Source organism: Bacillus sp. SRB_8 (genome assembly GCF_003264205.1).
Taxonomy (GTDB): Bacteria; Bacillota; Bacilli; order Bacillales; family Bacillaceae_G; genus Bacillus_A; species Bacillus_A mycoides.
This window is the reverse complement of sequence record NZ_NADT01000063.1, coordinates 93,208-114,972: the sequence shown is the minus strand read 5'-3', so window position 1 is coordinate 114,972 and position 21,765 is coordinate 93,208. Positions and strand designations below refer to the sequence as shown.

Here is a 21,765-nt window from a genome sequence, read left to right as displayed (position 1 = left end):
TCATTCCCCTTTCATAAACCGACCGTTCGGTCTAATTTATTTTGTAAGAAAAGCAACTGACCTATTATTCAGCTGCCATTCCTTTTAACAATACATCTATTGCCTTTTTATAAATACGTTTCAGCTCTTTATAATCTAACTCGTAGTAAAGTACTCCAAGCCCCGATAATAATCCATTCACAATATACATAAGATCACGCGTATCATCTTCTTGAAACTCTCCAGACTGTATACCTGCTTCAATTAATTTCTCAACCATAACATATGATTCTCTAGTTAAAGCTAACAGTTCATCCAGAATTTCTTTACTTACAACTTGGCTCATAGAGAATTCCTCTATTGCATTTGAAATGGGTTGCTGTATGTCCTCTACATAATATTCCGCGAGACCATATAGTTTTTCAATACTAGTACTATACAACTTCTCTTTTTCATTCCATTTTTCAAGCCAATCATACGTATGCTGTTTCACTACAAATAAAAATAATTCTTCTTTACTTTTAAAGTGATAATAAATGCTTCCTTTACTTCTCTCTGTAATTTCACAAATCTCTTCCATAGATGTAGCTGCATAGCCCTTCTGTGAAAACAGACTTTCTGCTTTATAGGCAATTTCTTTCTTTATCTCTTCTGCGCTTCTTCTCATATTCACACCTCTTTAAACCGACCGTTCAGTCTAATAATAACAAATAAAAAAACTCTATCGCAAGAGGCTATACTCCTTATTTAAGAAAACGTACTTTCAAACCACATTCGAATCATATGTATTATTCCAAATTTAAATCCTAATTTAGTAAGAAATACGGTTCCCTTTTCATTTCCCCTAGCATGTTAAAAATATTTAATCAAACGTTTGTTTAACTGTTTTTATGCATATGTAAGCCAACTAATCAAACGTTTGTTTAAAAAGAAATACGCCCCCTATAAGGCGTATTCTCATCAATCACCGCCGCCTCCACCACCGCAGCTACCTCCACTATCTCCACCAAAAGAACCTCCGCAATCATGTGAACCTCCATCGTGCGAGCTATCATTATCCGATCCAGCAAAGAAAAATAATGGTGATGAGCTGTTGGATGAATTATGAATGTTATTTTGTTTTGTAAGATTTACCTTCTTTTTGTTTGATTGAACTGCTGTTACGATCGTTCCAACTACAACAAATAATAGTATGACAATAATAAATTCCATATAAAAGCCTCCCTTAATCTTCGAATAATTGAATGGTTCTCTCTAAATTTTCAAGTGAAATGAAGCGCGATTCACGAAGAATCTCTTTTCCATTATAAAATAATAAAACTGTTGGCCCTGTAAATACTGCATATCGCCCCGCAATCTCTTGCATGTCTTGTAGTAATATTTCTACTTTCTCTACGTAATCATAATTCTCTAATACGCAATTTACTTTTCTTAACATAACATCACAAACACCACAATTTTCCGTTTTAATAAACAGCAGTACTAATTGTTGTCCTTCAATATATGTCGCTAATTCTTCTATCGTTTCAAATGTATTCATCTTATCCCTCTTAGCGTAATTTACGAAATACTTTACCCTGATACATACGAAAAGCTGAACTATCTTTAATCTTTCTCTTTTCCATTACCTGCTGAAAACGCAGCGTTTTTGCTGTTAACTCTTCTTGTAATTCTTTTCTCTCTACTTCATCATAACAGCACGCAATTAAGTCTTCTATTTTTAATATATCTTTTTGTAGTTCCATTTCTGGTGGAATCATACCTGCATTTTTCAAGATTTTATAACTCATTCTAAGTTCTGGAGGTACCATTGAAAGGTCTTCTAATTGTAGTGGTTTTCCTTTCCCCGGAATATGATCGAGATCACCATTCCGTATTGCTTGTCGAATTTTTTCTTCAGCAATGCTCAAAAAGACATCCACACCATTCGCTCCTTTACATATTTTTACTATTATTTTACATGATATTTTCTCATCTTGCTACGCTATTACAAATTGACTTTATACAATTTTTTCTCAAATTTAATTACAAGGAGCCTCTTCCTCCCTAATCAATATTTTATTTTCATGTGTAATCTGTATTAGAGCCATTTAATATTGAGAAAATCTTTGTGAATCAAATAAAGCGTTTACACCAAATCTTGCATTTGCTACGATTTAATCACCCCCAGCTCCCTTGTATAGACTTCGTGATGTCTGATCATTTTTATCTAGACGTTTCATACGTCTAGATTCACTTTGGTTTATTGGCGCATGCCTTTAAATATATCTTTTATTTTGAAAGGAGAAATGACTATGAGATCAAAAAAATTCACGCTGCTATTACTATCCCTACTACTTTTCTTACCTCTTTTTCTCACAAACTTTATTACTCCAAATTTCGCATTAGCAGATTCACCAAAGCAAGGTCAAAAAATTGTTGGGTATTTTCCTTCATGGGGCGTTTACGGACGTAATTATCAAGTTGCAGACATTGATGCATCAAAGCTAACTCATTTAAACTATGCTTTCGCTGATATTTGCTGGAATGGAAAACATGGAAACCCTTCTACTCACCCCGATAATCCAAATAAACAAACGTGGAACTGTAAAGAATCTGGTGTACCACTGCAAAATAAAGAGGTCCCTAATGGCACTCTCGTACTCGGTGAACCATGGGCTGATGTCACAAAATCTTATCCGGGATCGGGTACAACTTGGGAAGATTGTGATAAATATGCCCGCTGTGGAAATTTCGGAGAACTGAAACGATTAAAAGCTAAGTATCCTCACTTAAAAACAATTATTTCAGTTGGTGGCTGGACTTGGTCTAACCGCTTTTCTGATATGGCCGCTGATGAAAAAACAAGAAAAGTGTTCGCTGAATCTACAGTAGCTTTTCTTCGCGAATATGGATTTGACGGCGTTGATTTAGACTGGGAATACCCGGGTGTTGAAACGATTCCTGGTGGTAGTTATCGTCCTGAAGATAAACAAAACTTCACCCTTCTGCTTCAAGATGTTCGAAATGCATTAACGAAAGCTGGTGCAGAAGATGGTAAACAATATTTACTAACAATCGCGTCAGGTGCAAGCCAACGTTATGCGGATCATACAGAGCTAAAGAAGATTTCTCAAATACTGGATTGGATTAATATTATGACATACGATTTCCACGGTGGATGGGAAGCTACTTCTAACCATAATGCTGCACTATACAAAGATCCAAATGACCCCGCAGCGGATACGAAATTTTACGTAGATGGTGCGATAGACATTTATACAAATGAAGGGGTTCCAGCGGATAAACTCGTATTAGGTGTACCTTTTTACGGACGTGGATGGAAAAGTTGCGGAAAAGAAAATAATGGGCAATACCAACCTTGTAAACCAGGTAGTGACGGAAAGCTCGCTTCTAAAGGTACTTGGGATGATTATTCTACCGGTGACACAGGTGTGTACGATTATGGTGATTTAGCATCTAATTATGTGAATAAAAATGGTTTTGTTCGCGGATGGAACGATGTAGCGAAAGTACCTTATTTATATAATGCGACTACAGGAACCTTTATTAGCTATGATGACAATGAATCTATGAAATATAAAACAGACTATATAAAGACAAAGGGTTTAAGTGGCGCAATGTTTTGGGAACTAAGCGGGGATTGCCGTACAAGTCCAAAATATAGTTGTAGTGGACCAAAATTACTTGATACGCTAGTAAAAGAATTACTTGGTGGACCTATTACTCAAAAAGATACTGAACCACCAACAAACGTAAAAAATATTGCTGTTACAAATAAAAATTCAAACTCAGTTCAATTAAACTGGACTGCATCTACTGATAACGTAGGCGTTACTGAATATGAAATTACTGCCGGAGAAGAGAAATGGAGTACAACAACAAATAGCATTACAGTTAAAAACTTGAAACCTAATACAGAATACACATTTTCAGTATTAGCAAAAGATGCTGCTGGTAACAAATCACAACCTACTTCTATTCTTATAAAAACAGATGATGCTAACACAACACCTCCTGGTGGAAATGGCAATGCTACCTTTTCAGTCACTTCAAATTGGGGAAGTGGTTACAACTTCTCAATTATAATTAAAAATAGCGGAACGACCCCTATTAAAAACTGGAAATTAGAATTTGATTATAACGGCAATTTAACACAAGTTTGGGATTCTAAAATTAGTAGTAAAATAAATAATCATTACGTAATTACGAATGCAGGATGGAATGGTGAAATTCCTCCTGGTGGATCAGTTACAATCGGAGGGGCAGGAACAGGCAATCCCGCCGAACTTGTAAATGCATCCATTAACGAAAACTAAACGTAACCTCCATTAATTATTTCACTAAAGTTTGAATTTAGGTTTGAGTGCTCTATCCTAAATTCAAACTTTTAATTTTATGAAAAATCACAATTTATATTATAATAACCTATTATAATTATATTTAGTTTCTAATATGAAGTTCGCGTGAAGTTCATCTGAATTTTACATGAATTTCCTTTAAGTTCTATTGTCTTCCCATACTAATCACATTATCCTTTACATATAGGAATCATTTCCATTCCATTTCAAACTATCTATATATATAAAAAAAGATAGTAGCCTATTAGGGAAAGGCATCTAGTATTATTATAAATATAACCAAAGAAAAAGAACTCTTATGGTGCGCTTATAAGCGCACCATAAGAGTTCTTTTTCATACAATTCTCATTTGAGAGTTCTCGAAAATCATGTTAATCACAAAGAAAAGGCATTANNTAATGCCTTTTCTTTGTGATTATTGTTAAACGTTCCATTTTTCGATATTCCATATTTTCGTTATCCATGCTTCATAGAAAGAGGGCTCATGTGAAACAATTAAAACTGTACCTTTATATTGTTTTAACGCTTCCTGTAAATCCGCCTTAGTCTCTGTATCCAAATGGTTAGTTGGTTCATCTAAAATTAAAACATTGCTTTTAGTTACGATAAGTTCGCATAATCGTACTTTTGTTTGTTCTCCTCCACTTAATAACTGGATAGGTTTTAATACATGTTCTTCTTTCAATCCGCACTTTGCTAATGCTTGTCGGATTTCTTTTCTTGTCATATCTGGTCTCCCTGCCCATACTCTTTCTAGTGCAGTTATTTCTGAGGAAAATTCCTCTTGTGCAAAATAAGCGGGTTTTACTCGTTCCCCAACAGAAACTGAGCCGCCTAACGGTTTTATTTGTCCTAGTAATGTTTTTAACATTGTTGTTTTTCCAATCCCATTATGACCAATAATCGCAATCTTTTCCCCTTTTTTCACTTGAAAATCCAATTCCGGAAATAACGGTTCACCATAACCAATTTTCAGTTTCTCTACCTGTAATATACGACTCACTGGCTCAGTATAAACATTAAAATCAAAACGGGCGCGAGGTACATCGTTAACCTTTTCAACCTTTTTCATTTTCTCTAATACTTTTTCACGACTTTTCGCTTGTTTCGCTTTACGAATTTTATTTTTTTGAATAAAACCCTCTAAATGTACAATTTCTTTTTGTTGTTTCGCATACGCCGCTTGTAATTGTTTCCTTTGTAATTGATAACTTTGCAAAAAGGTTTCATAATCTCCCGCATAGCGCTTAACCTTTCGTTCTTCTAGATGATAAATAACATTCGTAATATTGTTCAAAAATATTTCATCATGCGAAATGATAATATAAGCTTTTTCATACATTTGTAAATATGATTGCAACCATTCTATATGTGCTGTATCTAAATAGTTAGTTGGCTCATCTAATAATAAAACATCCGCTTTTTCTAAAAGGAGTTTCCCAAGTAACAACTTTGTCCGCTGACCACCACTTAACTTTGAAACATCCTTTTCCAATCCTATTTCAAACAAGCCTAAGCCTGTTGCTACTTCCTCAATTTCTGTATGAATTTGATAAAAATTAGAATTCTCCAATATAGTTTGTAACTCTCCATACCTTACTAACAATTTCGCTACTTCTCCTGCTTCAGCCATCTCTTCTGTAAGTTTTAACATGTCACGTTCCAACTCATACAGGTTAGAAAACGCACTTTGCAAGTATTCTTCAATTGTTATGCCTTCTTGTAAATCTATATGCTGTTGTAAAAAGCCAATCTTCACACGTGGAAACCATTCAATGTTTCCATCATCATGTATAAGTTCTCCTGTTAACAAGCGTAATAATGTGGATTTTCCAATTCCATTTTTCCCTACTAGCCCAACATGTTCGCCCTTTAATAATCGAAAGCACGCATTATATAAAATGATTTTCTCACCATATGAATGACTTACATTTTCTACTGTTAATATACTCATTTTTTTCTCTCCTTTTCTTATGATCCATAAGCTAAATAGAGAGAACAACAGTATAAAGCCTTATTTAGTTATACATATAAAAATGGGTAAGGTGAATACACCTTACCCATTACACATTATCGTAAGAAAGGATTAAGGTTCTTTACCTGCTGTCTTCAATTTAGCTTCATCTTTAAAAATGGGCAGACTTCTCCCGTATCAAGCTAAAACCATTTGAAGAACAGTTGATAAAGTCATTTTATCCTTTCACTCCTTTAACATTTGTTATATTAAGAGTATAAACCACTCTGTTATATTCTATTCTCTACTTTTTCTTTTGTTCCTTCTTCCAATTTATCCGATGTTAATGAATCCACTATTTCCCCTATAGATTTCATCTTTCTCCTTCAATAGAAAAAAGCCTCTTAACAGCAATTATACAAAAAACTGTTAAAAGACTTTTTTCTATTTTTTCATATAAGGAGCCAATACTCTTAAAATTTCTTCCTTATCCTTCTTTAACTCAAGAGATGTTAACATATCCATCGTTCGCGGCCTAGGTAATTCCACTTGTACCTCGCCAACTATTGATGCTGGTCTTTGAGATAAAATAAATACGCGATCAGAAAGTAAAATTGCCTCATCTAAGTCATGTGTAACCATAACAATTGTCTGCTTTTCTTGATGCCAAGAATTTAAAAGCCAACTGTGTACTTCCATTTTTGTAAATGCATCTAATTTTCCAAAAGGCTCATCCAGCAGCATAATTGGCTTTTCACATAAATATGTGCGAAGGAAACTAATTCTTTGACGCATTCCACCTGATAACTCATCTGGATAATGGTCCGCATATTCATCTAGCTCAAACTGCTTTAATGCTTCCATTCCTTCTGTCAGCCTTTGTTTTTTAGGCTTCCCTTCAATTTCCAATGGAAGAACGATATTTTGCAAAGCCGATCGCCACGGTAGTAATAAATCTTGTTGCGGCATATAACTAACAACATCTTGTTTTTTTACATACTCCTCGTTATAAAACACTTCTCCGCTCGTTGGCTCTTCAACACTCGCGATCATATTTAACAAAGTGCTTTTTCCACAACCACTTGGACCTACAAAAGAGACGAATTCTCCCTCTTGTATAGAAGCACTAATATTTGCTAATACATTCTTTCCATCGAAAGCTTTTACAATATCTTTTATTTGTAATCCACTCATTTTTCACTTGGAAGGAATTCATTTGTAAAGGCATCTTTTACATCGATTTTCTTTTTAATAACTTTGTTGTCATATAAGAAATTCATGTAATTTGTCCAAATCTCTTCCTTCTGTACTCCCCACGCTTTTGCATCATCTTGATACTTTGTACTTAACCACTTTTGGCTTTCTTGTACTAATTCTTTATTCACATCTGGAACAGCTTTAATTAAAATATCCGCAGCTTCTTTCGGTTCTTTAATTGCAAAATCATAACCTTCTGTCGTTGCCGTCATAAATTTTTTCACAAAATCTTTATCTTGCTTCGTATGTTTTTCACTTGTAATAATAACAGGACTATAGAAATCAAGCGCTGGATCTAAGTCTTTTACCATAATTGTATTTAACTCTTTTCCTTGACGCTTCGCTTCAATTCCATCCCATCCATAATAAATCCATTCAAAGTCTGCATCACGACCGATTGATTTAAAGAAATCTGTTTGTCCAAGAATAATTTTTTCAACTTTATTAAAATCAGCTTGATGTTTCTCCATAATCGTCTTTAACGTCGCTTCTTCTGCTGGTCCCCCCCAACCGCCATAACGTTTACCTTCAAAATCTTTCGGTGACGTCATATTATCTTTTTTTAGAGATGCAAAAGCAGAGGTATTATGCTGAATAATTGCACCAACAGAAACAACTGGGATTCCTTCAACACGAGCTAATGTTACATTTTCTTGTGCGCTTATCGCAAAGTCTGCTTTCCCAGAAGCAATCATCTGCTCTGCCGTTACATTATCACCAGGCTGGATAATTTCTACATCAAGCCCTTGCTTTTTGTAATAATCTTTCGTTTGTGCTACATATAAGCCAGTATGATTCGTATTTGGAAACCAATCTAAAACGACTTTTACTTTTTTATCTTTACTTGAACTTTCTTCTTTCTTCGCCGGATTACATCCGGCAACAGTTACTGCTAATAATGCAGCTAACATAATTTTTAAACCTTTTTTCATTTTCTGTCGCCCTTTCTGTATATCCATGGTGCTGTTATTCTTGCCATAAATTCAACAATAAAGTACAGACATAATGTCACCATGACGATAATCGCTGCAACACCAAATACTCGAGCCGTTAAAAAGGATTTTGTTGCTCTTGTAAGCATAACTCCTAATCCTTCACTGGCACCAAGCCATTCCCCAATAATCGCCCCCATCACACTATATGTAACAGCAATTTTTAAACCTGAGAAGAAGTATGGGAGTACTGCTGGAAACTTTACTTTCTGGTAAACTTGCCATTTCGTTGCCTTCATTGTTTGTAACAGTTTCAGCATATTTTTATCTACCGTTTGGAAACCTTCTAAAATGCTAAGCGCAATTGGGAAGAAACAAACAAGAATAACAACCATTACTTTTGGCAACATTCCGTATCCAAACCAAATAATAAATAATGGTGCGAGCACAACGATTGGAATTGTTTGCGAAATAACGAGCAATGGATTCATTAAAATCCGAAATAAAGGGATGACATCCATAATGATAGCAATGCTCGTCCCAAGTAAAATTGCAAAAAACAACCCAATTATTACTTCCTGTAACGTTTGCACTGTATTCGGTAATAGTAAATCTTTCATTCCAATTAACTCTTGCACAATTGCAGACGGCTTCGGTAAAATCCACGGCTCAATTTTAAATAATGAAACAGATCCTTCCCATATAGCAATGAGAAGGATAAGCCAAATTGTTGTGATTATTTTAGATCGCTTCTGGTTTTGCATATTCATCACGGTACTTCCAAACTTTTTCGTCAATCGTTACGCCTGTACTTGGACGATAGTGAATTTTAATAGAAGTGATTACTTCTTCTGCTCCAGCATCGACGCAAGCTTGTTGCGCGCGTTTAATGACGTCAAGAAGTACATCTAATTCTCCTTCCAACGTTGTTTCCATTGCCCCTACTTCATAACGAACTCCCGACTGTTGTACAACTTCAATTGCTTTATCAACAACGGAATACACATCTTTGTTCTTCGCTTGTGGTACTACTGAAAATGAAATTGTAACTTGTTGTGACATAATAAAATCCCCCTTACAAAATATGGTTTCAAAAAAAGAAAAGGCTTTCCTACCATGTAGGAAAGCCTTGTATACAAGTTATTCTATAATAACTTATGCTACATCACTTTAAAGTAACTCCCTACGCTGGCATTATCCAGATCAGGTTGAGGGTCGATGTATACTTACATCCTCTCAGCCAATTGGCTCCCCGGTTCTTAATTCGTTTTCATTGTAGCATGATTTATTTTATTGAACAAACAAAAGCATGCATAATCACTTCATTTAACTTTTGAATTCCCCAATTAACTCTTGTAACTCCTGTGAAAGCCAACTTAAAGAACTAGCTAATTCAGCAATATCTTGTACAGACATTTCCTGTTCTTTCATACTTTCTTGAACATTACTACTACTATTCGCATACTTATTTGCGATAAGTGATAGTTCATTTACAACACGAACAATATTTTGGCTATTTTGCAATATATCACTTGAATTGCTAGAAACAGCTCTAACTTGATTGGTAACAGTTTGTGCTGATTTCGAAATTTTTTCAAAGAAAGCACCACTACTTTCAACAAGTTTAATTCCTGATTCTACTTCTTTTGAAGCTTTTTGCATTGAAACAACAGCTTCTTCCGTTCCAGCTTGTGTTTCCCCAATTAATTTTGCTATATCTTTTGCTGATGCTTCCGTCTGCTCTGCTAATTTACGCACTTCATCAGCAACAACGGCAAATCCCTCTCCAGTTTCCTCAGCACGTGAAGCTTCAATAGTAGCATGTAAAGCTAGCGAATTAGTTTGATTTGAAATACCTGTAATTTCAGTTACAATATCACTAATTTCTTTTGATCTTGCTTCCAAAGAATAAATAATAGAAGATAAATCTTGTACTGCATTTTGTATTATGTTCATTTGATTAATTGCCTGTTTAATAACACCATTTCCTTTTCCTGAATGATGCCCTATACCTTCAGACTCTTTCGCCATTTGTTTTGCAGCATTCGTTATCTCTTCCATCTTATCTTCCATTTCATATACAATACCTAAATACTGTGGTACTGAAGTTTCTTGTGACTGGGCGCCAGCTCTTAACTCAACCATAGAACTTACGATTTCTTGAACTGCCATGCTATTCTCTTTCGTACTCACTGACAATTCTTTTGAAGATGAGGAAACCTGTTCTGCTGTCTGCTTCACTTTATCTATAATTCCTTTAAACTTCTCGATGGTATTATTAAAATACGCATTAATAATACCAATATCATCTGGTCTTTCCTCTAATTTAATACTTAAATCACCTTCACCGACTTTGCGCAACCCTTCACGTAAATCCCGCAATGGAGCAAGTGCGTTACGTACGATTAAGAATTGAATAACAGTTGCAATTAAAACAGAAATACAAATAAACATTAAACCTTGTATAATGAATTTTCCCTTTGTAATAGGAACAATAGAGGCATCTACATCGGCTGCAACAATTGCCACAATATTATCTTCTCCATCTTTAATTGGCTCTAATATCGTTACCCATGATCCTAATGCGTCTTCATATACTACTGTCATGTTTGCTTTTTTCGTGCTCATTACCTTATCATATGCTTTCATCCAAAGATCTGGTTGTTTATAATAGTCCCCCGGCTTTACTTCAACAACATTTGCTAAGTCTGTAGACAAGTCGACGATTTGTAACTCACCTTTTTCATTTTCTTTTGCTCCAACAATATACGTTTGTCCAACACTGTTCAATTCTTCCGTTGATTCATCTAATTTCTCTGTTAACTTCTCTCTCTTTTCTCTTTCTGCCGTTGGATCTTTTGCAACATCTCTCACTATTTCTGCGTCTAATTTATGTAATACCGTATCTCCTGTTTCAAAAGAATGCCTTTCAAATATAGACATCATACTATTTTGAAACATGTTAAAACTTAACGCCCCCATACTACCAACAAGCGTCAAAATAACTAATACAGTTAACAATACATTTTTTTGAAGAAATGATAGCTTGTGCCAATACTTTTCCATTAACATCACCTTTCTAAATTAACTTAGTATAAAATAAAACTATTAAAATATAAACCTCATCAATAAATGATAACTATTCTCATTTGTTTACAAATAAAAAAAAGACCAATGAAAAAGCATTGGTCAAAACCAACCCTATCCGTCCGGTAACTGGCTAGCATAGTCATTTGACCTTAGCCCCTGTAGTTTTGCGCCCTCATGTTTCCATCAGTTTGCCTTTCTCGCTGAACGAGTTGAACGATATGGGAGTTCTATGAGAATTTAAATATTCTCTTTCAAAGATTACAACATAAAAATTAAAATGTCCACTTATTTAGAGATTTAAATATAAAGTTTTAATGTATTATTTTTTCGAAATAATTTAACAAAGTTCGTGAATGTTACATTTCTTGTGTTATATAATAAAAAACGTATACAACACAAGGATTATTCCGGATATTAATTTAATTTTCTTTCAAATTAAATTATTCGAATATATCTTAACTTACGAATTTCGGAGGTAGTTTATCATGTTTTGGCTACAATTTCTTACGTTACTACTCTGCATTTTTATTGGTGCACGCTTAGGCGGAGTTGGTCTAGGAGTAATGGGTGGCGTTGGTATGGCAATACTTGTTTTCGTCTTCCACTTACAACCTACAGCCCCTCCTATTGATGTAATGCTTATGATTTTAGCAGTAATTACAGCTGCCGGTGCTTTGCAAGCTGCTGGAGGAATGGATTATCTTGTCCATCTCGCCGAAAAAGCATTACGAAAAAACCCAAAACGCATTACATTCTTTGCTCCTATTGTTACTTATTTATTCACGCTATGCGCGGGAACTGGTCATGTCGCTTATTCTGTACTTCCCGTTATCGCCGAGGTATCTCGCGAATCAGGAATTAGACCTGAACGACCAATGTCAATTGCCGTTATCGCTTCCCAGCAGGCAATTACAGCTAGTCCAATATCGGCTGCAACAGTTGCACTTTTAGCAATGTTAGCCGACTATAAAATCACCTTGTTAGATATTTTAAAAGTTAGTATCCCTTCTACTTTTATTGCTTGTATGGTAGCTGCATTCGTTGCTAGTAAAATGGGAAAAGAATTAAATGAAGACCCTGAATACTTGAAGCGATTAAAAGAGGGAATGATCCCTAAACTTGAAGAGAAAAAAGAATTTGCGGGTGTAAAAGGCGCTAAATTATCAGTTATCCTTTTCCTAGTAGGAACTTTCCTTGTCGTACTTCTTGGTTCATTTGAAGCCCTTCGTCCGGGATGGATGGTTAATGGGAAGTTAGCTCGTCTTTCCATGCCAAACACAATTGAAATGGTCATGTTAACCATTGCTGCTCTTATTATTATTTTCTGTAAACCAAATGTGGAAAGCATTGTAACTGGTAACGTCTTTAAAGCAGGCGCAACAGCAGTTGTTGCTATTTTTGGTATCGCTTGGATGGGAGATACTTTCTTCAACGGAAACTTAAATATAATTCAAGGATCAATTCAACACTTAGTGACAAGTGCACCATGGCTATTTGCTATTGCACTATTCATTCTATCTATTTTACTGTATAGCCAAGCAGCAACAGTTCGTGCTTTAGTGCCACTCGGACTATCACTTGGTATTCCGCCGGCATTACTTATTGCGATGTTCCCTGCAGTAAATGGATATTTCTTCATTCCAAACTACGGGACAATCGTTGCTGCAATTAACTTTGACCGTACTGGTACAACAGGAATTGGTAAATATGTTTTAAATCATAGCTTTATGATTCCTGGCCTAATCGCAACATTCACTTCTATCGGAATTGGAATGCTCTTAATTTCAATTATGTTTTAAATAAAGTGAAACTTTAATCAGTGGGGGGTTTTGTTCATCCCCCACTGATTATTAGCCCGCACCAATCGGGCGTTTACGGGCAGTTGATCTCCCACCTAACCTCTTTGCTAAAGCCGAATTTTGAGGTGGGAGTTTTACTGCCCGGCGAATAGCGGGATAAAAGCACAAACCTACAATTTTAAAGGGTTTGTGCTTTTTTAATCAAACGTTTGTTTAAATAAATTGAAACTTTAATCAGTGGGTTTTGTTCATCCCCCCACTGATTATTAGCCCGCACCAATCAGGCTTTTACCGGCGTAAGACTCCCACAAATAGCAGGATAAACGAAACAACTCATTTTGCGACTCTACAAACTCTTATTTACTTCCTCAACTAATTTCTTCGTACTTTCATACGCAGATTCCGCTAAGCTAATCGCTGAAATAACTGAAACACCATCCGCACCCGCTTCTATAACAGAAGCTGTATTTTCAATTGTAATCCCACCAATCCCAACGATCGGTATTGTAATCTCTTGTTCCCTAAAATACTTTAGACCTTCCGTTCCTTGAACCGCTTTTGTATCTTTTTTCGTACTCGTCGGGAAAATTGGACCAACTCCTAAATAATCGGCTCCATTTTCAATCGCCCAGCGTGCTTCTTCAATTGTATGTGTAGATACTCCAATAATTTTATCTCCCATTTTTTTACGAACAGATGTAAGTCCTTCATCATCTTGTCCAACATGCACGCCATCTGCATCTAACTCGAGGGCTAGTTCCACATCATCATTTACGATGAATGGTACACCGTACTCCTTGCAAAGCGCTTGTAGTTCTTTCGCAAAATCAATACGTTTCTCTCCCGTTAAAGCCCCTTCTCCCTTTTCACGAAGTTGAAAAATTGTTATACCACCTTCTAGTGCATCTCTCAATACTTGTAGTGGCTCCTTCGTACAATTGTTACTTCCCATAATAAAATATACTGGTAATAACCTAGACATTTCAGCCTTTGTAATACGCGGCATCTAGTTCCCCTCCTTACTATATAAGCTCAATCTTTCCATACTTCTCAATATCATCTGAAGTTGTATTCGCTAACTGATTTAAAAATTCACTTTGAAAGCTTCCTGGTCCACTCTCTACTGTTTTCGAAGCCGCTATTTCTGCTGCTACTCCATAGAATGTTAATGCGGCTACCGCTGCCTTTACATAATCCTTTTCTACTGCTACAAATGCTCCTATTACAGAAGTTAGTAAACAACCAGTTCCCGTAACTTTCGTTAAAATAGGGTGACCATTTCGAATAAGAATCGTTCGTTCTCCATCTGTAACAACATCTTCTTTTCCAGTAATCACCGCTACTGTATTTAATTCATCCGCTGCCTGCCTTGCAATACTTACGACATTGCCATTTCCAGCACCGGCGTCTACCCCTTTAATTTCCCATCTCTCATTAATAACGTTCGCTATTTCAGCTGCATTTCCGCGGATAACAGCTAAATCGATTTCAGCTGGAATATATCTCGCAACTTCTGTTCGATAAGAAGTTGCTCCTGCCCCAACTGGATCAAACAATACTGGTACATCATTCTTATTTGCTGATTTACCAGCAAGTAACATCGCTTCTACCTCTTCAGGACGAAGTGTACCCATATTTAAAACAAGGGCTCCCGCAATGCTAGCCATTTCTGCTACTTCTTCTTTTGCATACGCCATTACAGGTGATGCTCCTAATGCTAACAAACCGTTTGCTGTAAAATTTGTTACAACAACATTTGTAATATTATGCACGAGTGGATTAGACTCTCTCACCAAATCCACTACTTTACTAATTTCTTTCATATTCATCCTTTTCATCTCCTAACTATAGTGATGGGAGATACACAAAAAGGCACTTTGCGCGTACGCAAAGTGCCTGAACATGTGCTTTTACACTCTCCCTACGCTGGCATTATCCAACAGGTTCAAATGGTCAATGACGGACTAGTCATACTCTCAGTTTGCATCCACAAACTCCCATGTGTTTATTATTCATCTACTTCAGAGTCTACTCTTATTCTAGTAAAATAACAAGTTCTTTACTTTTATAGAATGATAGAGATCAGAACTCTCCTGGTTCAACCATTCTTCGCCTTTATATAAGTAAAACTCTCACACGTATATTTCACCACAAATAACTCAAACCGTCAGCAAGACTGAATAGAACAAAGATGTATGCTATATTTAACGTATGGAAATTTGAAAGGATGTTTTTAAATATGGCAAAAAGTATTGTAATTGCTGAAAAACCTTCTGTTGCACGTGATATCGCACGTGTACTGAAATGTGATAAAAAAGGGAACGGCTATCTTGAAGGTAGTAAATATATTGTTACTTGGGCTTTAGGTCATCTCGTTACATTAGCTGATCCAGAAAGCTATGATGTGAAATATAAACAGTGGAATTTAGAAGATTTACCAATGCTACCGGAGCGTTTAAAACTAACCGTTATTAAACAAACAGGGAAACAGTTTAACGCTGTAAAAAGTCAGCTTCTTAGAAAAGATGTAAATGAAATCATTATAGCTACTGACGCCGGTCGTGAGGGAGAGTTGGTCGCACGCTGGATTATCGATAAAGTTAAAATGCAGAAACCGATTAAACGTCTATGGATTTCATCTGTTACCGATAAAGCAATTAAAGAGGGCTTCGCAAATTTAAAACCAGGAAAAGCATATGACAATCTATACGCTTCAGCTGTCGCACGTTCAGAGGCTGACTGGTATATCGGACTTAATGCGACTCGAGCATTAACTACTCGCTTTAATGCCCAACTAAATTGTGGTCGTGTACAAACACCTACTGTAGCCATGATTGCAAGCCGTGAAGATGAAATCAAACATTTCAAAGCTCAAACTTTCTATGGTATCGAAGCTCAAACAGCTGAGAGATTAAAGCTAACTTGGCAAGATACAAAAGGAAATAGCCGTAGCTTTAATAAAGAAAAAACTGATGCAATCGTGAACAAAATTAGTAAACAAAACGCTACTGTTGTAGACATTGATAAAAAACAAAAGAAATCGTTCGCTCCTGGTCTTTACGATTTAACTGAGCTACAACGTGATGCGAATAAAATATTTGGTTACTCTGCGAAAGAAACATTAAACATTATGCAAAAATTATATGAACAGCATAAAGTTTTAACGTACCCTCGTACAGATTCACGCTATATTTCATCTGATATTGTCGGAACACTTCCAGAGCGTCTGAAGGCTTGTGGAGTTGGAGAATACCGTCCTTTAGCACATAAAGTATTGCAGAAACCTGTAAAATCTAATAAATCATTTGTTGATGATAGTAAAGTAAGTGATCATCACGCAATTATTCCAACAGAGAGCTATGTAAACTTCTCAGCTTTCACAGATAAAGAACGTAAAATTTATGACTTAGTTGTAAAACGTTTCTTAGCTGTTTTATTCCCGGTCTTTGAATATGAACAACTAACATTGCGCACGAAAATTGGTGACGAAACGTTCATCGCACGAGGAAAAACGATTTTACATGCTGGTTGGAAAGAGGTTTATGAAAATCGATTTGAAGATGATGATGCAATCGATGATGTAAAAGAACAAATCTTACCTCGCATCGAAAAAGGCGATACATTAAACATAAAACTAATTGTCCAAACATCAGGTCAAACGAAAGCACCTGCACGCTTTAATGAAGCAACATTACTTTCAGCGATGGAAAACCCAACAAAATACATGGATACGCAAAACAAACAACTTGCTGACACGTTAAAGTCAACTGGTGGATTAGGTACTGTAGCAACGCGGGCTGATATTATCGACAAGTTATTCAATTCGTTCTTACTTGAAAAACGTGGTAAAGATATTCATATTACTTCAAAAGGCCGTCAGTTACTTGATTTAGTGCCAGAAGAACTGAAATCTCCTACACTAACTGGTGAATGGGAGCAAAAGTTAGAAGCTATCGCTAAAGGAAAATTAAAGAAAGAAGTATTCATTTCAGAAATGAAGAACTATACGAAAGAAATTGTTGCTGAAATTAAATCGAGTGATAAAAAATATAAACATGACAACATTTCAACGAAGTCTTGTCCAGACTGCGGTAAACCGATGTTAGAAGTAAACGGCAAAAAAGGTAAAATGCTCGTTTGCCAAGACCGTGAGTGTGGTCATCGTAAAAATGTATCTCGTACAACAAACGCTCGTTGTCCGCAATGTAAGAAGAAACTAGAACTACGTGGTGAAGGAGCGGGCCAAATTTTCGCATGTAAATGTGGCTATCGTGAGAAACTTTCTACATTCCAAGAGAGACGTAAAAAAGAATCCGGCAGCAAAGCTGATAAACGTGACGTCCAAAAATATATGAAACAACAGAACAAAGAAGAAGAACCATTAAATAATCCATTCGCAGAAGCATTAAAGAAATTAAAATTTGATTAAACAAAAAGGTTCCTACCACTATCGGTAGGAACCTTTTATTTTTAATGAATAATTTTACTTCCTTTTGCGTTCTCAACAAACTTTTCACTTGATTTGTTAATTGGTGTTTTCAGTAATAATGCAGCCACAACCATGATTACTACGAAAGCACTTAACACAAGTAAATCTCTAGTTACTATATCCCAAAGCATCCCACCTACTGTTTCACGAATTGCACTAATTGCATATGTGAATGGCAAGAACGGATAAATCGCTTGGAAGAATGGTGGTGTCATTTGAATTGGGAACGTACCACCCGATCCTGCTACTTGTAGTACAAGTAAAATAATCGCCATCGATTTCCCAACGTTTCCGAAAATAGAAACGAGTGAGTACACGATACAAACAAATACTCCCCCAATAAATAAACTAAATAACACGAACCAGAATTTATCGACTACGTACGTACCGAGTAAGAATATATCCCCCATCGATACGATAAACGCTTGTGAAAGACCTATCGTTAAGAATGTTAATAAACGTCCGAAGTAAACTTCATGGCTCTTATAATTCGCGCCCTCTTCGTGTACTTCTACCGTTAATAATGAAACCATTAATAATGCACCTACCCATAATGCAAGCACTGTATAGAATGGTGACATTGCTGAACCGTAGTTCGGCATCGCAAATAATTTATTCTCTTTTAAATTTACTGGATTTGCAAAGTAGTCACTTTGCTTTTCAACATCGTTTTTCAATAAGCGTATGATGTCTTTTATATCCTCTTCAGATTCAAAATCACGAATTTTATCTGCTAATTCTTTAATCTTTTTCTCAGTCTCCGGCATTTCAGCTTTAATGTCTGCTAATTTCTTTCTACCGTCTACTAAGCCTTTTGATGAATCTTCTAGTAATTTTTTAACATCTGGAAGCTTTTTGTCTGCTTCGCTTAAAATTTGAGTTGTGTTTTTAGACATACGTTTCGTACGCTCAATTGCTGTGTTAAAGTTTGGAACGATTTCTGAATCATATGTTGCTAAGAAATCTCCTAATTGAGCTGAAGCATTTTTAGTTGCTTCATTAATACTTTCTACAACCTCTTTTGTAGGCTTCTGTCCATTGTTAATTAGTGTAGTTGCCTTATTCGTTGCATCTATACCTTTTTGAACAGTATTTTGTGCTTTATTCAATTTTGCAATTCCATTATTAAGGTTTTTGTCACTATTTACATCTGCTAATACCTTATTTGTGCTTTCTAGAACCGGAATCGCATCACCAATTAGATTCTTAGTAGCTTGTAATTGACCATTTAAATCGCTTAAAGCTACTTTTGTGCTATCTAATCCATTAACACCTCTATTATTTACGTCTGCTATAACACCTTCAAAAGTATTTTTTGCCTTATCATATTCATTTTTCACAGTGTCGTATGCTTCATTTGCATCAGCTTTCGCTTGATCAACTGTGCTAACTGCTTTTTTATAATCTGCTACAAATGTTTCATTATAATCTTTTTCAGCTTGATCAATTAATCCATTTGCTGCATCTAATTTTTGATTTGCTGCATCTGTTACATCTTTCTTTACTTCTTGTCCTGTGCCAATAACATTTACAATATCTTTAATACCGTTATTTGCATTTTCCATACCGCTTTTCAGCTTAGTTAAGCGATCCACTCGCCCTTGGAAAAAGCTTTGACCAAAATCAGTCGTAGCCGATTTTTGAAGTTCAGTAAATACATTGATAAGGTACGCAACACTATCTGTACGACCTTGAAGATTCTCAGAAACCGCATTAAGATCTTGCTTTGCCTTTTCCGGATCAAACTGGCCACTTTGTAATCCGTTTACAACACTTTTCCCGTATGATGTTCCTGCACGCGCCGAGTTTAAAACATTATTCACTGTTTGATTAAGATTTCTTGCAATATTTTTATAACCTTCATCATTCAACTTTGAAAGATCCGGACGCGCTGGAAACTCAGGTAATCCCTTCATACCAGAAAGGTCTACCCCTGGGTTCATTAAAAAGTTCGTAACAGCATTTGCTTTATCCATTACATCTTTTGCTACAGTTAAATTATTTCTCATTGTCCCAGGAGCATTTTGCAATGTTTGATCGTTGTTTGCAAAGAACTTATCTAAATTCCCTAACGCTTCTTGACCATCATTCATAACACTTTCTACAACTGGCAGCTCTTTTTGCGCTACTTTCACAACATCTTCTGCTCGAGTTGCATCATCTAACGCCTTATCCATAAGTGTATTCATTTCTGGGAACTGCGCTTCTAACTTAAATACAAGATCTTTTACTTTCTCGATACTCGGTAAGTTTGTTTCTAAATCGATTCCAAGGTCATTGAAGATTTTAAAAATCTCACCGTTTGCTGTTTTAACAAAGTTTTTACTAACCTCTTCTGTAAGACCCGATGCACCTTTAGCTGTAATCTTCGGTGCAATGGCATTCACCTTTTCATTTACATAGTAATCAATTTCCGGCTTCTGTGGATTTTCATTCAAGACTGTTGCAATCTTTTCAGAAAAATCTTTTGGAATAGTAATACTTGCGGAATAATCTCCACGCTCTACTCCATAAATTGCTTGCTTTTCATCAACAAACTTCCACCCGAAATTTTTGTCCTTCTTAAGTGAATCTACAATTTCTTTCCCGATGTTAATATCTTTCCCTCTTAAATTTGATCCAACATCTTGGTTAGAAACTGCAATCTGGATTCCTTTCGTATTTCCGTAAGGATCCCAAGAAGCTTTGATGTTAAACCATGCATATAACGATGGTAAAATCATTAACCCTAAAACAATAACAATTGCAGCCCAATGTTTGGCTACATTCCGTAAATCTGTCTTATAAATACGCCAAATCTGTTTCATATAAGCAATCACCTAATTATATATTTTTCTTTCTTTGGAAAATGATACATACATTTTGCAATTATATCACTTTCTACATCGTGGATTAAACGAAAACATACTATTTTTCCCATTAAATATTTCACTTACTTCATTATATAACGAAGTAAAAAAAGTATGCATACAAAATGACCAAATTAGTTTTACATTCAATAATAACAAATATATAGGAAATGTCATAAAAAATACAAGTATTTTCTCTTGGGAATACTTGTATTTATCAAAAAACCCTCCCAGCTTTTCATTATCTGTGAGGGTTTCTTCTATTATATATCTAATTGTACTTCTACACCGAAATGATCAGAAATTACATTTCGATTTGTTCCATTAAAAATGACTTTTGAAGAATTAACTGTTTTACTTCGATTGCTTAATATTAGGTCGATTCGTAAGTTTTGTTTATTTTCATCCCAACCAGCAATCTCTCCTTGGACAGTTGTTCCTTCATCCTTCTCTATCGCTAGTTCATATGTGTCATATAAACCTTTTTGCATCGTATACTCATAACCCTCTCCTTCCAAACGAGCATTGTTATTAAAATCACCCATTAAGAAGGAAAGTTCATTGCTATTTACACGCTCCATTAAACGATCAACTTGGTCTTTGAATGATTCTTCTTCATCATTCCACCAACCGAGATGGCAAGAATAAAACGTTATATTCTTATCATTATAAGCAATTGTTGCACTTACAATTTTGCGTGTTTTCCAATACGTTGTATCCTTATTTTCTGAGACAAAGAACGTATCTTCCTTTACAATGTTGTGCTTTGTTATAATTGCTAATCCTTCTTCGTACACATCATATCCAATATGAGAGAAATCCCAAATAATATTGTATTCTTTTACATTTAATGCTCTTAACTCTTCTAGCAGTAAAAGCCCAAAATTATCTTTTTTCTTGTTACCGCATACATTTTCAGCTTGTATAGACTGACTTACTTCTTGCAATGCGATCACATCATAATCTTCTTCTTGAATTGCTTTAGCAAGATACTTTATTTTTTCAATTTGATTCTCTTCTTGCCAAGAGTGACAATTTAAAGTTAGCAATTTCAT

The 21,765-nt window shown here is 35.6% G+C and carries 17 protein-coding genes, 1 pseudogene and 3 riboswitches; of the genes and pseudogenes, 3 read left to right on the top strand and 15 right to left on the bottom strand.

What is annotated here, in order from left to right:
- Positions 1–64: 64 nt before the first annotated feature.
- From B5P40_RS29960 to B5P40_RS29940, 5 genes and pseudogenes are all read right to left on the bottom strand, one after another.
- Positions 65–646 (bottom strand): TetR/AcrR family transcriptional regulator, encoded by a 582-nt coding sequence (locus B5P40_RS29960; RefSeq protein ID WP_113710405.1) that lies wholly within the window; start codon positions 644–646, stop codon positions 65–67.
- Positions 647–726: 80 nt separating this feature from the next.
- Positions 727–810 (bottom strand): annotated as a pseudogene (locus tag B5P40_RS29955) (histidine kinase); the annotation flags it as partial.
- 129 nt (positions 811–939) lie between these two features.
- On the bottom strand, positions 940–1,191 hold the full coding sequence (locus B5P40_RS29950) for a hypothetical protein (RefSeq protein WP_002010197.1): 252 nt from the start codon (positions 1,189–1,191) through the stop codon (positions 940–942).
- A 13-nt stretch (positions 1,192–1,204) separates the two neighbouring features.
- The gene (locus tag B5P40_RS29945) at positions 1,205–1,519 is read right to left on the bottom strand and encodes a thioredoxin family protein (protein ID WP_002063639.1); all 315 of its coding nucleotides are present in this window, start codon (positions 1,517–1,519) and stop codon (positions 1,205–1,207) included.
- A gap of 10 nt (positions 1,520–1,529) precedes the next feature.
- A complete protein-coding gene (locus tag B5P40_RS29940) occupies positions 1,530–1,901 on the bottom strand; it encodes a DnaJ family domain-containing protein (protein ID WP_113710404.1) in 372 nt (123 codons plus the stop codon).
- A gap of 372 nt (positions 1,902–2,273) precedes the next feature.
- Here B5P40_RS29940 and B5P40_RS29935 point away from each other — a divergent pair, with 372 nt between their 5' ends.
- Entirely contained in the window at positions 2,274–4,298 is a 2,025-nt protein-coding gene (locus B5P40_RS29935; RefSeq protein ID WP_113710403.1) for a glycosyl hydrolase family 18 protein, read from the top strand.
- A 463-nt stretch (positions 4,299–4,761) separates the two neighbouring features.
- Here the strand turns inward: B5P40_RS29935 and B5P40_RS29930 are convergent, their stop codons facing one another.
- The 6 genes from B5P40_RS29930 to B5P40_RS29905 form a co-directional block, all read right to left on the bottom strand.
- Entirely contained in the window at positions 4,762–6,294 is a 1,533-nt protein-coding gene (locus B5P40_RS29930; protein ID WP_113710402.1) for an ABC-F family ATP-binding cassette domain-containing protein, read from the bottom strand.
- Between the two features lie 444 nt (positions 6,295–6,738).
- Positions 6,739–7,488, bottom strand: coding sequence for an ABC transporter ATP-binding protein (locus tag B5P40_RS29925; RefSeq protein WP_002139487.1), 750 nt, complete (start codon positions 7,486–7,488; stop codon positions 6,739–6,741).
- A complete protein-coding gene (locus B5P40_RS29920; RefSeq protein ID WP_002124979.1) occupies positions 7,485–8,483 on the bottom strand; it encodes an ABC transporter substrate-binding protein in 999 nt (332 codons plus the stop codon). Before B5P40_RS29920 ends, B5P40_RS29925 begins: the two co-directional genes overlap by 4 nt.
- A complete protein-coding gene (locus tag B5P40_RS29915) occupies positions 8,480–9,253 on the bottom strand; it encodes an ABC transporter permease (RefSeq protein WP_113710401.1) in 774 nt (257 codons plus the stop codon). The genes B5P40_RS29920 and B5P40_RS29915 overlap by 4 nt, the downstream gene beginning before the upstream one ends.
- On the bottom strand, positions 9,225–9,545 hold the full coding sequence (locus B5P40_RS29910; protein WP_000082898.1) for an MTH1187 family thiamine-binding protein: 321 nt from the start codon (positions 9,543–9,545) through the stop codon (positions 9,225–9,227). The genes B5P40_RS29915 and B5P40_RS29910 overlap by 29 nt, the downstream gene beginning before the upstream one ends.
- A gap of 101 nt (positions 9,546–9,646) precedes the next feature.
- A riboswitch (TPP riboswitch) is annotated at positions 9,647–9,748 on the bottom strand.
- 61 nt (positions 9,749–9,809) lie between these two features.
- Complete coding sequence (locus B5P40_RS29905) at positions 9,810–11,549, bottom strand: methyl-accepting chemotaxis protein (RefSeq protein WP_113710400.1); 1,740 nt, start codon at positions 11,547–11,549, stop codon at positions 9,810–9,812.
- A 142-nt stretch (positions 11,550–11,691) separates the two neighbouring features.
- A riboswitch (cyclic di-GMP riboswitch) is annotated at positions 11,692–11,776 on the bottom strand.
- Positions 11,777–12,058: 282 nt separating this feature from the next.
- Between B5P40_RS29905 and B5P40_RS29900 the strand changes: the two genes are divergently transcribed.
- The gene (locus tag B5P40_RS29900) at positions 12,059–13,372 is read left to right on the top strand and encodes an anaerobic C4-dicarboxylate transporter family protein (RefSeq protein ID WP_113710399.1); all 1,314 of its coding nucleotides are present in this window, start codon (positions 12,059–12,061) and stop codon (positions 13,370–13,372) included.
- 346 nt (positions 13,373–13,718) lie between these two features.
- Here B5P40_RS29900 and thiE read toward each other — a convergent pair whose 3' ends face one another.
- Both thiE and thiM read right to left on the bottom strand, forming a co-directional pair.
- Positions 13,719–14,378, bottom strand: a complete 660-nt coding sequence (gene thiE, locus B5P40_RS29895; protein WP_113710398.1) for a thiamine phosphate synthase — start codon at positions 14,376–14,378, stop codon at positions 13,719–13,721.
- 16 nt (positions 14,379–14,394) lie between these two features.
- The gene (thiM, locus tag B5P40_RS29890; RefSeq protein WP_113710397.1) at positions 14,395–15,201 is read right to left on the bottom strand and encodes a hydroxyethylthiazole kinase; all 807 of its coding nucleotides are present in this window, start codon (positions 15,199–15,201) and stop codon (positions 14,395–14,397) included.
- 72 nt (positions 15,202–15,273) lie between these two features.
- Positions 15,274–15,383, bottom strand: a riboswitch (TPP riboswitch).
- Between the two features lie 228 nt (positions 15,384–15,611).
- On the opposite strand from thiM, the gene topB reads away from it, so the two are divergent.
- Positions 15,612–17,801, top strand: coding sequence for a DNA topoisomerase III (gene topB / locus B5P40_RS29885; RefSeq protein WP_113710396.1), 2,190 nt, complete (start codon positions 15,612–15,614; stop codon positions 17,799–17,801).
- Between the two features lie 41 nt (positions 17,802–17,842).
- On the opposite strand, the gene B5P40_RS29880 is transcribed toward topB, so the two are convergent.
- Together B5P40_RS29880 and B5P40_RS29875 are read right to left on the bottom strand one after the other, a co-directional pair.
- Positions 17,843–20,668 carry a YhgE/Pip domain-containing protein gene (locus tag B5P40_RS29880; protein ID WP_113710395.1) on the bottom strand — a complete coding sequence of 942 codons (2,826 nt, stop codon included), beginning with the start codon at positions 20,666–20,668 and terminating at the stop codon, positions 17,843–17,845.
- Positions 20,669–20,973: 305 nt separating this feature from the next.
- Positions 20,974–21,765, bottom strand: a complete 792-nt coding sequence (locus B5P40_RS29875) for an endonuclease/exonuclease/phosphatase family protein (RefSeq protein ID WP_002029550.1) — start codon at positions 21,763–21,765, stop codon at positions 20,974–20,976.

Excerpts from the sequence above, each read along its gene's own strand:
- B5P40_RS29960 (WP_113710405.1), bottom strand. The coding sequence starts at position 646 with ATGAGAAGAAGCGCAGAAGAGATAAAGAAAGAAATTGCCTATAAAGCA.
- B5P40_RS29925 (WP_002139487.1), bottom strand. The coding sequence starts at position 7,488 with ATGAGTGGATTACAAATAAAAGATATTGTAAAAGCTTTCGATGGAAAG.
- B5P40_RS29900 (WP_113710399.1), top strand. The coding sequence starts at position 12,059 with ATGTTTTGGCTACAATTTCTTACGTTACTACTCTGCATTTTTATTGGT.
- B5P40_RS29945 (WP_002063639.1), bottom strand. The coding sequence starts at position 1,519 with ATGAATACATTTGAAACGATAGAAGAATTAGCGACATATATTGAAGGA.
- B5P40_RS29920 (WP_002124979.1), bottom strand. The coding sequence starts at position 8,483 with ATGAAAAAAGGTTTAAAAATTATGTTAGCTGCATTATTAGCAGTAACT.
- B5P40_RS29880 (WP_113710395.1), bottom strand. The coding sequence starts at position 20,668 with ATGAAACAGATTTGGCGTATTTATAAGACAGATTTACGGAATGTAGCC.
- B5P40_RS29910 (WP_000082898.1), bottom strand. The coding sequence starts at position 9,545 with ATGTCACAACAAGTTACAATTTCATTTTCAGTAGTACCACAAGCGAAG.
- thiE (WP_113710398.1), bottom strand. The coding sequence starts at position 14,378 with ATGCCGCGTATTACAAAGGCTGAAATGTCTAGGTTATTACCAGTATAT.
- topB (WP_113710396.1), top strand. The coding sequence starts at position 15,612 with ATGGCAAAAAGTATTGTAATTGCTGAAAAACCTTCTGTTGCACGTGAT.
- B5P40_RS29875 (WP_002029550.1), bottom strand. The coding sequence starts at position 21,765 with ATGAAATTGCTAACTTTAAATTGTCACTCTTGGCAAGAAGAGAATCAA.
- B5P40_RS29905 (WP_113710400.1), bottom strand. The coding sequence starts at position 11,549 with ATGGAAAAGTATTGGCACAAGCTATCATTTCTTCAAAAAAATGTATTG.
- thiM (WP_113710397.1), bottom strand. The coding sequence starts at position 15,201 with ATGAATATGAAAGAAATTAGTAAAGTAGTGGATTTGGTGAGAGAGTCT.
- B5P40_RS29930 (WP_113710402.1), bottom strand. The coding sequence starts at position 6,294 with ATGAGTATATTAACAGTAGAAAATGTAAGTCATTCATATGGTGAGAAA.
- B5P40_RS29935 (WP_113710403.1), top strand. The coding sequence starts at position 2,274 with ATGAGATCAAAAAAATTCACGCTGCTATTACTATCCCTACTACTTTTC.
- B5P40_RS29950 (WP_002010197.1), bottom strand. The coding sequence starts at position 1,191 with ATGGAATTTATTATTGTCATACTATTATTTGTTGTAGTTGGAACGATC.
- B5P40_RS29915 (WP_113710401.1), bottom strand. The coding sequence starts at position 9,253 with ATGAATATGCAAAACCAGAAGCGATCTAAAATAATCACAACAATTTGG.